The sequence below is a fragment of the Paenibacillus montanisoli genome (assembly GCF_003268025.1).
In the GTDB taxonomy this organism is placed as follows: domain Bacteria; phylum Bacillota; class Bacilli; order Paenibacillales; family Paenibacillaceae; genus Paenibacillus_Z; species Paenibacillus_Z montanisoli.
In genome coordinates this window covers 1905086-1920871 of record NZ_QLUW01000001.1, presented here as the reverse complement: position 1 = coordinate 1920871, position 15786 = coordinate 1905086, and the positions used below count along the sequence as shown (strand labels likewise).

The 15786-nt window shown below is 46.1% G+C and carries 17 protein-coding genes and 1 pseudogene; 13 read left to right on the top strand and 5 right to left on the bottom strand.

The annotated features are described in order from the left end of the window. Window positions 1–163: 163 nt before the first annotated feature. Together DL346_RS08635 and DL346_RS08630 are read left to right on the top strand one after the other, a co-directional pair. Window positions 164–1102 carry an acetamidase/formamidase family protein gene (locus tag DL346_RS08635; RefSeq protein ID WP_112881594.1) on the top strand — a complete coding sequence of 313 codons (939 nt, stop codon included), beginning with the start codon at window positions 164–166 and terminating at the stop codon, window positions 1100–1102. A 309-nt stretch (window positions 1103–1411) separates the two neighbouring features. Continuing rightward, window positions 1412–1822: a hypothetical protein gene (locus tag DL346_RS08630; protein ID WP_112881593.1), complete on the top strand. Its 411-nt coding sequence runs from the start codon at window positions 1412–1414 to the stop codon at window positions 1820–1822. Window positions 1823–1882: 60 nt separating this feature from the next. Here the strand turns inward: DL346_RS08630 and DL346_RS08625 are convergent, their stop codons facing one another. Both DL346_RS08625 and DL346_RS08620 read right to left on the bottom strand, forming a co-directional pair. After that, window positions 1883–2836 carry a phosphotransferase family protein gene (locus tag DL346_RS08625; protein ID WP_165822422.1) on the bottom strand — a complete coding sequence of 318 codons (954 nt, stop codon included), beginning with the start codon at window positions 2834–2836 and terminating at the stop codon, window positions 1883–1885. Between the two features lie 447 nt (window positions 2837–3283). Beyond that, window positions 3284–3715: a hypothetical protein gene (locus tag DL346_RS08620; protein WP_112881591.1), complete on the bottom strand. Its 432-nt coding sequence runs from the start codon at window positions 3713–3715 to the stop codon at window positions 3284–3286. 435 nt (window positions 3716–4150) lie between these two features. Here DL346_RS08620 and DL346_RS28995 point away from each other — a divergent pair, with 435 nt between their 5' ends. From DL346_RS28995 to DL346_RS08610, 3 genes are all read left to right on the top strand, one after another. Beyond that, window positions 4151–4294, top strand: coding sequence for a hypothetical protein (locus DL346_RS28995; RefSeq protein ID WP_165822421.1), 144 nt, complete (start codon window positions 4151–4153; stop codon window positions 4292–4294). Between the two features lie 322 nt (window positions 4295–4616). Continuing rightward, window positions 4617–5150: a hypothetical protein gene (locus DL346_RS08615; protein ID WP_112881590.1), complete on the top strand. Its 534-nt coding sequence runs from the start codon at window positions 4617–4619 to the stop codon at window positions 5148–5150. Window positions 5151–5497: 347 nt separating this feature from the next. Continuing rightward, window positions 5498–6292, top strand: coding sequence for a response regulator (locus tag DL346_RS08610; RefSeq protein ID WP_112881589.1), 795 nt, complete (start codon window positions 5498–5500; stop codon window positions 6290–6292). A gap of 574 nt (window positions 6293–6866) precedes the next feature. On the opposite strand, the gene DL346_RS08605 is transcribed toward DL346_RS08610, so the two are convergent. Genes DL346_RS08605 through DL346_RS08595 form a run of 3 tightly spaced genes read right to left on the bottom strand, consistent with a single transcriptional unit; the run spans window position 6867 to window position 8260 of the window. Then, the gene (locus DL346_RS08605) at window positions 6867–7055 is read right to left on the bottom strand and encodes a sporulation protein Cse60 (protein WP_112881588.1); all 189 of its coding nucleotides are present in this window, start codon (window positions 7053–7055) and stop codon (window positions 6867–6869) included. Between the two features lie 4 nt (window positions 7056–7059). Next, on the bottom strand, window positions 7060–7359 hold the full coding sequence (locus DL346_RS08600) for a GreA/GreB family elongation factor (RefSeq protein ID WP_240633066.1): 300 nt from the start codon (window positions 7357–7359) through the stop codon (window positions 7060–7062). Beyond that, a complete protein-coding gene (locus DL346_RS08595; protein WP_112881587.1) occupies window positions 7346–8260 on the bottom strand; it encodes a LysR family transcriptional regulator in 915 nt (304 codons plus the stop codon). Before DL346_RS08595 ends, DL346_RS08600 begins: the two co-directional genes overlap by 14 nt. Window positions 8261–8497: 237 nt before the next feature. Between DL346_RS08595 and DL346_RS08590 the strand changes: the two genes are divergently transcribed. From DL346_RS08590 to DL346_RS08560, 8 genes and pseudogenes are all read left to right on the top strand, one after another. Next, on the top strand, window positions 8498–9094 hold the full coding sequence (locus DL346_RS08590; protein ID WP_112881850.1) for an ankyrin repeat domain-containing protein: 597 nt from the start codon (window positions 8498–8500) through the stop codon (window positions 9092–9094). 28 nt (window positions 9095–9122) lie between these two features. Beyond that, entirely contained in the window at window positions 9123–10382 is a 1260-nt protein-coding gene (locus DL346_RS08585; RefSeq protein ID WP_112881849.1) for an amidohydrolase, read from the top strand. A gap of 31 nt (window positions 10383–10413) precedes the next feature. Next, window positions 10414–11640: an amidohydrolase family protein gene (locus tag DL346_RS08580; RefSeq protein ID WP_112881586.1), complete on the top strand. Its 1227-nt coding sequence runs from the start codon at window positions 10414–10416 to the stop codon at window positions 11638–11640. Between the two features lie 59 nt (window positions 11641–11699). Then, on the top strand, window positions 11700–12920 hold the full coding sequence (locus tag DL346_RS08575; protein WP_112881585.1) for an amidohydrolase family protein: 1221 nt from the start codon (window positions 11700–11702) through the stop codon (window positions 12918–12920). A gap of 268 nt (window positions 12921–13188) precedes the next feature. Then, window positions 13189–13312: pseudogene (locus DL346_RS29405) on the top strand (pyridine nucleotide-disulfide oxidoreductase); the annotation flags it as partial. Window positions 13313–13494: 182 nt separating this feature from the next. Continuing rightward, window positions 13495–14301 (top strand): phytanoyl-CoA dioxygenase family protein, encoded by an 807-nt coding sequence (locus tag DL346_RS08565; RefSeq protein ID WP_112881584.1) that lies wholly within the window; start codon window positions 13495–13497, stop codon window positions 14299–14301. An 81-nt stretch (window positions 14302–14382) separates the two neighbouring features. Next, window positions 14383–14538: a hypothetical protein gene (locus tag DL346_RS28990; RefSeq protein ID WP_165822420.1), complete on the top strand. Its 156-nt coding sequence runs from the start codon at window positions 14383–14385 to the stop codon at window positions 14536–14538. A gap of 617 nt (window positions 14539–15155) precedes the next feature. Next, on the top strand, window positions 15156–15761 hold the full coding sequence (locus DL346_RS08560; protein ID WP_112881583.1) for an ankyrin repeat domain-containing protein: 606 nt from the start codon (window positions 15156–15158) through the stop codon (window positions 15759–15761). The last annotated feature ends 25 nt before the right edge of the window (window positions 15762–15786 follow it).

The following is a 15786-nucleotide window of genomic DNA, read 5'->3' as shown; positions in this document are numbered from 1 at the left end:
GGTTATTGCGCTAATGCTGCAGTTAATTCCTTAAACTAACGGGCACGAGAGCACAGCTATAGATCCAATCAATCGCTTTTCTTCAATCACTGTTAAGCTGGGGTAGGGAATTTATAACAGTTGTCGAAATAATAGACGATCCAATTGACAAGGAGGAGTAGTCATGATTTTTCAGTTCATACCGCAACATTACTATAATACGATAGGCCAGCATCCACCTATATTGACGATTCGGGATGGGGATACGGTCATTACGACGACAGTCGATGCAAGAGGCTGGGATATCAACGGCGAAAGCGCAGCTACTCGCGGGAATCCAATGACAGGACCTTTCTATGTGGAAGAAGCGATGCCCGGTGATACGCTAGCGGTTAAATTCGAATCAATCACTCCGAACCGCGATTGGGCTTGGACAACCAACATGCTTGCCCCAGCAGTTATCGAACCATTTGTTGCTGCTTCATTGCCGGCATCGGACATCGTACGCTGGACGGTGGATGTTTCACAGGGGGTTGCTTATCTCAAGGAGCCATCTCCGGGGCTGGCTGAATTGAAGCTGCCTTTGCGGCCTTTTCTAGGCTGTTTTGGTGTAGCACCTTCAAATGGTCAGTTCATCTCAACTGCTACGAGCGGCGACTATGGCGGAAACATGGACTATAAAGGACTGGTCGCAGGCACTACAGTTTATTTTCCGGTGTCGTCCAAAGGTGCATTGTTTTATTTAGGTGATGGACATGCTTTGCAAGGCGATGGTGAAATCATTGGTACAGGACTCGAAATATCTATGGATGTTCGGTTCACAGTAAGCGTTCAAAAAGGAAAAATGATAGGCTGGCCGAGAGGTGAATCCGATACGTATTGGTTTTGTATCGGCAATGCACGGCCGCTTGACCAGGCGCTTCAACATGCAACGACCGAAATGTATCGGCTGTTGCAGGAAGATTTCGGCCTAACGTCTTCGGAAGCCAGCTTGTTGATGGGACAGGCAGTGGAATATGAAATTGCCAACACGTTTAATCCCGCCTATAGCGTAGTTTGCAAACTGCCGAAATCGGTTTTATCGCAATTAAGCTATCGGGAGAGTTCAATAACATCGGAATGAGGCTGCCGACAAATGGATCAGGTAGCCATAAAACTGGAAGCCTGGAAATAGGGAATCGGAGTCCGCGTAAATCGCGGACTTCTTTAGTTATCGGATCAAGTTCTAGTCATTTTGAGACAGAGGAGTCAAGGGAAATAATTGAAGCCATGTTAGAGTGGTTACCTTCTAGAACAATGAAAGTAACACACCATTGAACAGGCTTCCGAACAATATCGGCAGCCTGTTTCGATCATGGAGAGGATAATATCATAGAAGCAAGGAAAAAATACCCTTTAAATCGAAGATAAGACTTGCTTGGGGGTTCAAAAAATGAAAATTATTGTTACTGTTTTCCTATCTCTATTTGTATGTATTCCGATTTGTCATGCTGCTCAGCCATCTTCAAGTTCAATTAATGAATTACAAAAAGAAAATTCCTTTACCATGGAACCGAAAACCCGTGTTGAGCAGCTAGAACGTGTTCTTATTCTTGAGTTGCAGCGGAAAGTACATAGTGTATTGCAGGAAGAATACTTTGTGCCAGGCACAGGTGGATACACGTTTGATAAACCATTCACTGTAAAAGACATACAAAAGCGACCGAGAGGTGGTTATACAATAAAAGTTGAAGGGGAAATCCATCATGACAAAAAGACAGATCTGGTTTTTATTTGGTTTGAAAATACAATACATCGTGGGTTTGTCGTAACCAAATTCAGCGTCTCTGAAAAGAACCGTTAAGCTAATGGGCACGATAAAAAGACAAAACATATGACGTAAGATTATGAATCATGATTAATTCTAGTATCCTGTTGACCATGAAGCTTCAATCTGCTCCAACCATGACTTGGCACTAGCTTTAAACCCCTGGTAGGATTCTTCTCCCCAGTGCAGATAGGACACCGAAATGAGCTCGACTGTTTCAAAGAGCTGATAATATAGCTGCTTGATATCAAATAAAGGTGACAGCTTGCGTAGGGTTGAATAACCTGCCATGAATGCCTGCTGCATCTCCGATGCATCCGTGAATACATCCTTGAAATGCAGCGATTTGAAGTCGAACTCCGGATCGCCGGCAATCGACCACTCCATATCTAGAATAGCTGTAATCTCTCCATCTACGCACAGCATGTTCGCAAAGTGATAGTCGTTGTGAACCAACGATGCTGTTGATATTCCACTGAACAAACTAGTTGCTCTCTTATATACGAAGACATAACGCTCGGCTTCCTCAGGATTTAAAATTCCAAGCTTCAGACAACGATTGGTTCTTTGCTTCATGCCTTCTACTAGATACTGCTGCCAGCTGTCATATTGATTATTAGACGAGAGAGCAAGCTCTCCAAACTCATCCCGCCCAATACCATGAATTTTGGCAAGTAAAACGCCCGAGTTGTATGCCATCTTGATTTTTGATTCATCGGTAGCCGTCTCCAATGCTTTCCATATATCAATGCCTGGCATCTTGCTTGTAATCAATATTTCATATGGTAAATGTTCATGGCTGTTATCAAATACATAAACATCTGGAACCGGTATGCCTTCCGATTTCATCATTCGAAGCGCTTGCTGCTCATTGTCAAATTTCGGGAGCTCCACGTCTCTAGCATTTACTCTAACTACATAATGATCGTTAATAAAAACACACGGATTCACGATTCCCCGATCCGAATATTCTATACGATCAATTCGTCCGAGGCTATGCTTCTCGAGGATATCTTGGATTGTTAAGATATCAAATCTCATAGATTTCATGGCATGTCCTCTCATTATTTTATAGTAGTAAATAAATGTAAGCACTTTCAATAAACACATCATAACATGCGTCAGCATGATAAGGAACGACAATTATCAAACGAAATCGTTCAGGCCGATGGAAACGCGCCAGAAGTGGATAACCTATATCAAGTTACGTTTAATTCCACTCGCGATGCGATGCTAGGACCATTTGTCGTATACGTTGACGGATCTATAAATCAAATACTGGGTTACGGGGCAAGAAAGTAATCAGCGAAATTGTAACGAATTAAAACAGCATCCGAAGTAAACTTTTAGATAAGCGATGGTTCGATGGCAACAGCGTCGAATTCGTTGAGCTAACGAGAACGATAGCTCAACAAATACACAAAGGCAGCTGACCAGGAACGATCGGCTGCCTTTGTTCAACTAGCGGCATGTACAAGGGGATGGGGGATGGTTCATTCAAGGTATGGGCGGCGACGACGTCGGCTCCAATTGGAACAGGAAATAGAAAGTCGCATCGATTCCTTCGCTGTCATCTTTGATTCTAGGGCTAAAATTCATTGCAAACGGACTTTGCGCATTTTGCGGTTCAATAGAGAAAGAGAAAGATGATTCTGCAATGTCATCAAAGAAGGGATCATCTTCGACGACTCGTACATCCAACGTGAATTGATAAGGCATGTTTTCAACCTCGATAAAAGTATGGTCGACGATCGTTTCATTGTAATGGAATGATATCGGGAAAAGCGCTGCCCCAGAAGTGGTTTGCTTCCGCTCAAAAACGATCAAATCACCAAAAAACTTGATCCGAAAGATATATTCATTCCTGAAAGGCTCATTGAGCTTGTGGAGATCGATCTGCTGCAACTCGATCTTTACACGGAGCGCCATGGGATTTTCGCCTCCTCTGGCAAAATAGATTCCTTGGAACCAGGCTCTGACATACTATTCAGGAAGAATTTATTTTGAACTTACTAATGCCTATTTCTTTGAATCCACATTAGCGGCTTTTTGTCGAAAGACAGGGAATCGCATGCTGAAGGTAGCCCAGCTTGAAATGACCGACTACGCTTCATTGAGGCTTCCTCAGACAAAGTTCGCAATGCATTCCAATATGCATTCCAATATTGCCCCGTGTCGCTTTGCATACGGACAAATCTCCCAAACCATCATCTTTTGTCATTCCTACATGTAAAATCTTTCGTTACCTACTTGTAACTGTTTCGTTACCTGTCTGTCATTCCTTTCGAGGCTGGTCTGGGTAATATGAGGTTGTAAGCCAACCGTCGCTTGTCTCCAATAAAATAAGAGGTGAAATTTTATGTGTTGAACAAATCGAAACACTCGTATAAATTAGCCGCAAAGCTGGCCTTGACCGGATTGATCGCGGTAAGCTCCATGACGGCACTCTCCCATTCGAATGTCCACGCGGCAGCAGCCAGCGCTAGCACAAACTCGCAGGAGGGCTAAATTAAGAGTATCTACAAGCTTGCGAGCGTAGGAAAAATCCCAAATGAGGCGAACCGGATGTAGGCGGTGACCTGAAAGGCAACCATTACGAAATGTACAATCTCGGCATGGGAAGAGGCGGATATGGCTTCGGCGTCAATAAATCCGGCGTCATCTACGATTTGCGCAATTTTGGGACGTACCTTATTTCGTATCCATGTTTAAAGCTATGACGACACCGAGGCCTTATAAGATTTACGAAAGCGATTTCGTCTCACTGGCCGCTCGCGGTAGTGAATTAAGGTCAAAATAAAAACGAAAAGCTTTTGAGGAGGAAATGAACATGAAAAAGAAAAACAAGGGAGCCGCAGCGCTGCTGCTGCTGGTTGCTGTAGTCGCCGTATCCGTACCGGCTATAGTGTCCGCAAACAGAGCGAATCATGCTGAACAGGTAGTACCAATCGTTGCACAAGCGAATCAAGTTCACCAAACCGTCTATGAGAATACCCAATATGGCTTCCGTTTCACGCTGCCGGACAGTTGGAAAGGGTACACGATCGTAACGGACAAATGGAATGGTCAGGATGCGACAGATGGTAAGGTCGCAGAAAGCGGCGCGTCCATCGGCATCCGCCATCCCGAATGGACAGCTGACAAGCCTAGACAGGACATCCCTATTTATGTCTTTACGATCGATCAATGGAACGCGCTTCAGCAGGAGAAATTTTTCATCGGCGCAGCGCCTATGGGACCAAGCGAACTAACTCGCAATGACAAATATGTGTTCGCACTTCCAGCGCGATATAACTTTGCCTACCTTGATGGCTACCAAGAAGTGGAAGATATCTTGAAGGACAATCCCATTCAACCGATGTAATCGAATATAAAGAAAGAAGAATCCGCTGAAACAGCGGATTTCTTCTTTCTTTTACATCATTTTATTGGAGCAGCAGGACAGTCGCGAAGATGGCCCACTTGATCAACTCAGTTGAATATCGAACACTCATACGCATGAATTTCCGTCATCTCGAATCCCGCTCCATGTTACCCATACTGCCTTGGCGTCATAGGTCAATAAAGTATCGCATAAATTTGTAATCACACATGGAAATATTAAACACCGCAATATTTGCTATATATCCCTGAAACCGTTAAGCCGTTCACGGCGGTACATAGTTTAGAATTATTACCTATGCCTAAAAAGTAGGAAGTGACCATCAATTTATGAGCGATTTTCAATCATTTGGAGACACTGCGAAAGGCTTGTCGAAAAATCCTCTGGGAATCATAGCGCTGTTTATCGTGTTGGTATATGGATTCGCCTCATTAATCATTGTTTTTTCAAATTCGTTAACTACGCAAGAGAGGCTGCCGATCATCTATTTTCTTGTTTGTTTTCCTGTCTTGGTCCTCGGAGTATTCGCATGGTTGGTTAGCCGCCACACTGGAAAATTGTACAGTCCGAGCGATTATCGCGATGAACACAACTTTATTCGTGTTGCCTCGGCATTAACTGAAGCAACGATTCGAAGACAACTGAAAGATAATAAAATGGACATCAACAAATTGCCTGACAATATACCCGACAAAATAGCTGGTGCCATCAAAGCAGCTGCTCCTAATAGCAGCGCGTCTTCGAGTCTCTGGCATAAACGAATCCTTTGGGTCGATGACAATCCAGATAACAATATTATGGAAAGAAAAGCTTTCGAAGAGCTCGGTTTGAAGTTTTCTATAGCAAAGTCAACAAATGAAGCACTTGATATGCTCAGATACAATAAATTTGCAGCCATTATTTCAGATATGGGCAGGCTTGAAGGGCCTAGAGAAGGCTATGTATTATTGGAATCGACCCGCAAGATGGGTAATTTAACGCCTTTCTTTATTTATGCCGGATCGAATCTACCGGAGCATAAACGAGAAGCTTTGGAGAAAGGTGCCCAAGGAAGCACCAATAACCTGCAAGAGCTGTTCGTTTCAGTCAATAAGGCGATTATAGATGGGGCTACCATTAGATAAAGGGTATTCAAATGAATTTTAACGGAATGATGCAAACATTCAAATCAAAAATAGGCATTTGAGACTATTGGAAAAATAAGACATATAGCGAAATAATAGTGATATGAACGCACTGTAATATTTTACTTAGCGTATAGTAGCCACACCTAATAATAACAAAGGCAATAATAGCCCAAATGTTGATGCGTATGGCATCCATATTTCTTCAATAAATGTATAAGCAAAAGTAATATTGAGGTATGCAACAATAGAAAAAACAATCAATATCATCCCCATGGGATAGGATAAAAATCTGAAGTCCTTTAAATTAAACGCCTGGCCACAATGTGCAGGTCGGCACCGAAAATCAATTCATTGTATCTAGGGGGAATCCGGGAACAACCGCGATTGGAAGAACATTCGCCTGCGCAGTGAATGCGGTTAAAACCAATTGCTTTTAAGAGAAAGGGGCTGTCCCTTTGTCATCATTGATGACTTTTGGGATAGCCCCATTTCGGTGTAAAGCTGATCGGGTAAAACGTTCCGCTAGTTTAAACAGCCGGCAGAATCCCTTCATGCTGCATGATGGAGCAAACTATTCACTCGTTCTATACACGACCAGAATCGAGCTCCTCTGCTGTCCCGTGCCGTTCAGAGCTGCCTTCATGACCGATCCATAACAAATATTAACAACTTGACTCTCATCGAGTGTTGCTAGAAACTGATTGACCTTTTTCTCTGCAAAGGAGTTATCCGTATCGATAAATTCTTTCACTTGTATCACACAATCACCCTCCAAATTGAATACCTTCAATATTAATTTTTATTACGCCCAAAGGTATATCGAGTTCATGGCTCTGCATGACTTTCGACAGCAGTAATTTTCTCCCGATCGGGGAAAGAAACGAAATCCGATTCAATTCGGGCTGCGCTTCATTCGGAAAGACAACCGTATAGCTCTCACAGGAGTCGTCGTCCTCGTATCGAAGCTTCACCCGACTTCCGATCAGAACGGTTGAGTGCAACGTTGTTTCGTTTATGTTCGAAACGATAATTGTAAATTCCCATATCTTTTCAATAGATATCATGAAGCACATGTCGCTGTGCGTACATTACTTCTTTTTTGAATAAATCGACAAAGTTTTGAGCGGCTTTTGATAAGCAATGATTCTCTAACCATATGAATCCGACAGGGGAAGATATCTCAGTAACGCTGGAGATTTTGTGAACATGTATAGAATACCCTTTATACCGTTTAAGCAGTGTTTCAGGAACGATCGATGCGCCAAAGTCAGATGAAATCAAATCCATCAAAAGCATAATGTCGGAACATTCGCCAATAATGTTTGGGCGTAGATGGAGCCTGGAAAATGACTCCAAAATTAAATAGTGCACGCCTAATCCCGGGGTACTTGGTAATAGGAGTGGATGGTTTTGAATGTCCGCAAGCGATACTTCATGGTCAAACTGTCTTTGATTTTGGGATGTAATAAAATAAAACGGCTCGGTATACAGGTGCATAACTGAAAAATGGCTTAGCTCGAGTGGCAAGCGGATAATCGCAAGTTCGATTACCCTGTCTCTCACTAATTCACAAAGATGAGCCGATTCATTTTGTTGAATTTTATAAGTCACCTTCGGGTATTGTTTACGAAATCGATTGAGGAGATCAGGCAACTCGACATCCGAAAACGTATTGATTCCTAAATTTAGTCTACCGTTTACCCCGTTTCCAACTTCCTTCACTTCCAATTTAGCCTCTTCCATTAACTGATCCATTTGTAAGGCATATTTATACAAGGCTTTACCTGCTTCTGTTACTTCTAAAAATTTACCACTTCTTTCTACTAATGTTGAGCCGAGTTCCTCCTCCATTGCTTTCAATAATTGGCTTAATGGCGGTTGAGAGATATGGAGTCTTTTCGCAGCAGCGGAAATTTTCCTTTCCTCCACAATCGCTATAAAATATCGCAGTTGTCTGATGTCCATTGTCGAAAGCCTCCTCATTTATATATATGAAAAACTTAAGTAAAACGTAATTATAATATATTTTTCATATAGTTATTATCATGTTAGCATAGTTGTATAGAGGGAAAAAGGAGTCTGATGATGTATCGCCTCTTCATGATAGTAGTTGTTATTTTGCTTACCGCGTGTCGTACGGTTCCGAACTCCTCGCAGAATTTACCGAAAGAAACGATAATTAAAGAAAAGAAGGTGGAAATGATGAACGAACAGTTGATTATTGCGGCAGAGAAAGGAGACACTGAAATCGTTCTGAAACTGCTTCAAGACGGAGCAGACATCAATGCAACGGATGAACGCGGAAGAACAGCCGTCATGGCAGCGACTTACAACAATAATGTCCCAATGGTAAAGGCTCTTATCCAAAAAGGTGCGGACATTAACATCCGCGATAACAACTTAAATAATGTTCTCTTGTATGCTGGAGCGGAAGGCTTGCTCGATATCGTAAAACTTGCAATTGATGCCGATGCAGATACGAAACTTACGAACCGGTATGGGGGGACGGCGCTCATCCCAGCTTCGGATCGTGGACATGTTGAAGTAGTTAATGAACTTCTTACTCATTCGGATATAGATGTCAATCACATCAACAATTTGCATTGGACAGCATTATTGGAAGCGGTCATTCTAGGTAACGGAAGAGAAAAGCATCAAAAAATCGTACAACTGTTAGTCGATCATGAGGCCGATGTACATATTGCGGACAAGGACGGCGTAACACCACTCGCGCATGCCAAGAGGCGAGGCTATAGCGAGATCGAGCAAATTTTGCTGAAAGCTGAACAAACCCGATAGAATGTACGCACATAGGGAGGCGAAGGTTATACAAGAGGATTTTTGGTTGAGGAATGTCCGTTTGGAGATTGGACATTTAAAAGAAAACGGTTCCATCGCGGGAACGGCGACGGATTTATATCATCTGCGGATTGAGAACGGCACGATTGCGGAAATCGCGCCGGCGATCGAGACGCCGCATAGAGCAATGCCCGATGAAGCGAAATCAGATAGAGCGCTGTCCGTTCTTGATGCGCGCGGCATGCTCGTGCTACCGTCTTTCGTTGAGAAGCATTGCCATTTGGACAAGACGCTGCTCGGCGACCGTTGGCGTCCGATTCGTCCAGCGTCAACGATATTTGAACGTTTCGAGATCGAGAAGAACACGCTGCCCAAGCTGTCAACAACGATGAAGGAGCGAGCCGAAATACTGCTCGGCATCTTGTTGCGGGCCGGTTCGACGCATGTTCGCACTCATGTTGACATTTATCCGGAAGCGGGCCTCCGGAACCTAGAGGCGGTTCAAGAGGCGCTGGCTGCTTATGCAGGCAAATTGTCTTACGAGATTGTGGCGTTTCCGCAGCACGGACTGCTCCGCACCAAGTGCGCAGATTTGGTCAGGGAAGCGCTGCGCAGCGGAGCCGGCTTGGTGGGCAACGTCGATCCGGCTACCGTCGACGGCAACATGGAAGCGTCTTTGCAGCGAATGATGGAGCTTGCGGTGGAAGCGAACGCGGACGTTGATTTGCATCTGCATGATGGGGGCAGGCTGGGTCTTACGACCATCAAGCGACTGGCGGCGCTCACGGAAGAAGCGGGTTGGCAAGGCAGAGTATCGGTGAGCCACGCTTTCGCTTTAGGGGATATGGCCGGACAGGAAGCCGACGAAGTGGCACAAATGCTTGCCGAACTCGGAATCACGATCATTACGAGCGTGCCGATCGGCAGAGCGATTCCGCCGGTCAACTTCCTTCAAACGAAGAAGGTGCCGGTAGCGGTAGGGAGCGATAACATTTTCGATTCGTGGTCTCCTTTCGGAAACGGAGATATATTGGAGCGTGCGGGCCGTTTAGCGGAGCGTTTCGGAAGAAGCACGGAACTGGCGCTGGCCGAAACGCTAGGGTTCATTACCGGCGGCATAACGCCGCTGAACAAAGAAGGTCAGCGGACTTGGCCGAAAGTGGGGGACGAGGCGAGCATGGTGTTCGCGGAAGCTAGCTGCTCCGCCGAAGCGGTGGCCAGAAGAGCGAATCGGTCAGCCGTGATGTACAAAGGGATGATCGTAGCCGGTTCCCTTGGACGAAGATAGGTCTGTTCAGCAGAAGGAGGTCGTATGCCGCATGAAGCCCAACGCATTTTGGTTAACGAATGTTCGCCTGGAAAGCGGGTATCGGCTCGAAAAAGGCATCGTTACGGAGACGGAGAGCGAATCGTGCCAGCTTCTGGTTGAAGATGGAAAGATTGCCCGCATCGTGTCCGCCGCGCATGCCGTTGAAACGGATCTTCACAAACAGGATGCAAAAGGCCTTTTGGCGCTTCCGCCTTTTAGAGAAATGCACAATCACTTGGACAAGACGTACTTGGGAGGACCTTGGAAACCATGTACACCCGTGAAAAATCTGATCGAACGATTGGATCTGGAAGCGAAAGAACTTCCGATATTAGTAAAAACCATCAAAGAACGAGCGGAACTGCTGCTCACCCTTTTCGTTCAATCGGGAGTGACCCATGTACGCACCCATGTCAATATCGACCCGTACATCGGTCTGAAAAATTTGGAGTCTGTGCGGCAGGCGTTGGAACATTTCGAAGATAAGCTCACGTACGAGATCGTCGCTTTCCCGCAGCATGGATTGCTGCGCGAACAGGTGGCTGGTTTAATGAGAGGAGCGATGCGCGAGGGGGCCACACTGGTTGGCGGGATTGATCCCGCTGGAGTCGATGGCCGGATCGAAGCGTCTTTGGATCAAATGATGGACATTGCGGTGGAGAGCGGCGCGGATATCGATATGCATCTGCACGATCCGGGCCATTTGGGATGGTATACAATGAAGAAACTGTCCGAGTTGACGCGAGATTCCGGTTGGCAGGGCAGAGTCGCCGTCAGTCATGCATTCGCCCTAGGTGAAGTTCCGCACGAGCATGCGAGTGAAATGGCGCACATTTTTGCGGAATTGGGGATATCCGTCATGTCCACGGCCCCCATCAACAGGCTGATCCCTCCGGTACCTCTGCTTCGCGAAAGGGGAGTCCCGATTGCGCTAGGCTGTGACGGGTTCTATGATTCCTGGGCTCCTTTCGGCAATGGCGATGTTCTGGAGAAAGCGCGGCGTCTTTCCGAACGTTACCGTTGGGTCGACGAGCTTTCTTTATCGCAAGCGCTGGGGTTCATTACAGGCGGTATAACTCCGCTGAATACCGAAGGACAGCGCGTTTGGCCGAAAGTTGGGGACGAAGCGAGCATGGTATTCGCGGAAGCAAGCTGCTCCGCGGAAGCCGTAGCCAGAATAGCGAATCGACCCGCCGTCATGTACAAGGGGAAGTTAGTTTCGGGAAGCTTTGACTGACGAGTCGGGCAAGTCTCCGGATTAAAAACCAATTTACCTTTGAAAGGATGAATGGAATCATGAGCTTGACCTATTGGCTGGCAAATGTTCGGTTGGAAAGCGGATATCAATACGAGAACGACAGAGTGACGGGTACGGAGACGGAAATTTGCCATATTCGGATTGAAGACGGCAAAATCGCGCAAATCGTATCCGATGCGCCTCCGCAATGGGGTGACCTGCCGATCATGGATGCAAAGCAGCTTTTGATGCTGCCTTCGTTTAAAGAGATGCATATCCACATCGACAAAACGTATTATGGCGGATCCTGGAGAGCGGTCAGACCGGTAGCGGACATTTTCGGGCGGATAGAAGAAGAGCGGGAGCTCCTTCCGAAGCTGCTACCTACGGCGCGGGAAAGAGCGGAGAAAATGCTCGACCTGCTGCTCGGATTCGGTTCCACGCATGTCCGTACCCACTGCAACATCGATCCAGTAATCGGACTGAAAAACTTGGAAGCGACGATGCTGGCGCTGGAGTCGTTCTCCGGTAAACTATCTTGCGAAGTCGTCGCGTTCCCGCAGCACGGACTGCTGCGTTCCAAGGCTGCGGATTTGGTCAGGCAAGCAATGCGTCAAGGCGCTGCCTTCGTGGGCGGCGTCGATCCGGCTACCGTGGACGAGAACATCGAAAAATCGCTGCAGACGATTATGGACATTGCCGTCGAGGCGAACGCTGGGATCGATGTCCATATTCACGACAGGGATCATTTGGGTATTTTCACAATGAACAGACTCGCCGATCTGACGGAGGAAGCCGGCTGGCAAGGGAGAGTGACTGTGAGCCACGCCTTCGGTTTTGCAGGGGCCCCTGCGGGAGCGGCCGCCGAGCTTGCGGAGCGGTTTGCCGCACTCGGTATTTCGGTTACATCCACCGTTCCGATCGGTGCGGTTCAGATGCCGATTCCGATGCTGCAAGATAAAGGCGTCAAGGTCGAGCTCGGCAATGACAGCATCACCGACCACTGGTCGCCGTTCGGCATCGGCGACAATTTGGAGAAGGCCGGACGTTTAGCGGAACTGTACCGTTATATTGACGAACGCTCGCTCGCCGAGGCGCTCGGCTTCATCACCGGAGGAGTGATACCACTCGACGCCGAAGGAAAACGTGTCTGGCCTGCGGTTGGCGATGTAGCCGACGCCGTATTCGTGCAAGCCGGTTGCTCTGCGGAAGCGGTAGCGCGGAGATCAAAGCGTGAAGCGGTTTTATTCGGAGGAGCGATCGTTTCTGGATCATTGTGACCCATAATGAAGTGGAGCAGTTAAGTTGACTGCTCCTTTTACTCGAAAGGAGAGACTTTTGTCGGACGACAAGAACATCAATACTTATTTATTTTATTGTATAGATGTTCTTGTCGTTTGCGTTTGCTCAAGACAAGAACTTCTATACAAAGCCGTACTAGGACAAGAACATCTATACAATCCCGTGACCCCGAAAGAGCAGGAATTATATCATCCTGGCTGCATCGGCAGAAGGACAAAAACGCGCTAGAGAACAGTCTGTATTCGCCGTATCAACGTCGAAGGCATCTGGGCTGCCGGCACTTGCGCGGGCGTCAACATGCATACGATCGTTAAGGCAGGTGACGGCGCTGAACGGCGCGCGTTATGTCGACCATGACCTTTTGAAATAGGCATCTTCCGAATTCCAAACTCTCTCTCTTCTTATGACGCAGCTACCTGCATAGCCTTTGAAGTGGGGGAGTTTTTTTGCATGCGTGCAGGAGTTGTCGAAGCAAGGTGGAAAGTGTTAATTGAAAACGCATTCTTGCGGAACATAAGTATCTCATCGACTCAAATAAGCGGAGGGTGAAGCATGCAGTTAAGCCAAGCGCAAATCGATTTCTTCGAGACGTTCGGATTTCTCAAGTTTCCGCAGCTGATGGCGGACCGCCTGGACTGGATCATCGATGAATTTACGAAGACGTTTCCGGAGGAGAACAAGCATGACGGTACGAAGCGGACGTGCATCGTACCGTTCATCGATCAGCGGATGTCCGTGCTGCTCGACGATCCTCGCATTCTCGCGATCGGCCGGGCATTACTGGGTGAGGACTTCAATTACATGGGCAGCGACGGTAATTATTACACCGGCGACACGGGCTGGCACCGCGACGGTTATCATGAGAAATACAGGCATATAAAGATCGCCTTCTACCTAGACCAGCTGGGCGGGGACTCCGGCGCGCTTCGCGTAATTCCGGGCTCTCATTGGCTGCATGATAAATACGGTGATGATCTGACGTTCAGAATGAGAGATTCATTGAAGACATGGGATGTCGTGGGAGCCGACGTGCCGGCGCAAGTGCTGGACGTGACGCCGGGCGATATTCTGGTCTTCGACCACAATATCTTCCATTCTTCGTGGAAAGGCAATACGAGCCGCAGAATGTTCACGATCAACATGTGCCAGCGTTATGCGGAAGAAGACGTTCAGGAGCTGCGGGACTATATCGCCGGCGCTGCGAGATTCTGGATCGACCGCGCCTTCTCCGAGACGATGATGAACACGGCGTCGCCGGAACGCAGGGTGCATTTGGAACAGGTGATGGCCAATGACGACCATTTGGCAGCATTGAGTGCCAAGGCGCGCCTGGAGATGGCGGAGCCGGCGCGCGGGTGATCGCTCTGAGGCAGCAGGGGCTCAATCTTTCGTCGCCCGGCGAAAATCCCCTGTCGGCTAGTCGGCCGGCAGGGGATTTTCGTGTATTGGAGAAATGAAGCATGCGTATACATTTTTTTCATCCGGATCGACGTCGTCACCGGCAAGAGCAGGAAAGGGTTCGAGATTTCGTCGAGAGCCATGCAACTGTCCGAATATTGGGGTATCAATCCCGGCGATGACGTAGAGCGGCCATAGTAAAAACGAAGATTTTTGCATGATAAATGCGAAAAGATGGATAACAAGAGTTAGCCGGTGTCGCGCTGCTTGCGGCTGCCATCGCGCTTACAGGCTACTGGGAGCAGAAGACTAAGACCTTTCAAGGCGCTGTCGAACGCGTGGAGAACGGGCGAATATCCGTCAATTGTTCGGATGAAATGAACTGTCGGGTGACAAGAACATTATCTCATTAATTGCCGCGTAAAATCGCGGCTTTGTTATGTTATGGGATCAAGTTCTTGTCAAAACCAAGTGACAAGAACTTGATCCCATTTCCGAATTTGACAAGAACTTGATCTCCTTCCCGACGATAGGCAGGAAATCGCATAATGAAGGCGGCCATCGGCCGCATCTGCGCGTTTCGTCAGCTCAGCTTCTATTTTAATAGCCTACGTACTATATAATATAACGATTTATTTATTATACATTCTTTTTCTACCTTACTATAATTACGTTAGGTAGATCTCCTATTAAAAGAACTTTTTAACAATAATACTTACATTCCCTTGGGAGCGGCATTATCGACCAATGGCAAACTTATCATAAAGTTATTTTGGCAATAATTTATTTCAATATATTAAATAACGATGTGCTAAATGAACAGGATTGAAGAATTTTTTAAAGAAATTGCAAATGGAGATTTAAACAAAATAAGATTTTTTATTGAAAATGGTGTAGATATTAACGAAAAAGATGTAAACGGCCAGACGGCACTAATGGTAGCAGTTATGAATAATTACCCAGCTGTAGTGAAATATTTGCTTGAAAACAAAGCTGATGTAAATGCTTACGGTATTCATACTGAAGACAGAAATCCTATAAATTATGCTTCTGCGAATGGCTTACTTGATGTTGTTAAAATATTGCTTGAATATAAACCAAATATGAAGCTTCTAAATATTTATGGCGGAACTCCATTAATACCTGCTTGCGAACAAGGATATTATGAAGTGGCAAAAATACTGTTGGAAAAAACAGATGTAGAAGTTAACCATATTAATAAATTAGGATATACCGCTCTGTATGAAGTAACATTTCTCCCTAACAGAGGGGAAAAATATGCAGACATAACAAATTTACTAATTAAACACGGTGCAGACATTAATATTAAAGATAAAAACGGAAAGACTCCTTTGGAAATAGCAAGAAAAAATGGATTAACCAGTATAGTTGATATTTTAGAAAAAACCAGGAACAATTAAACAACTAATTTTCACAAAAACTAGG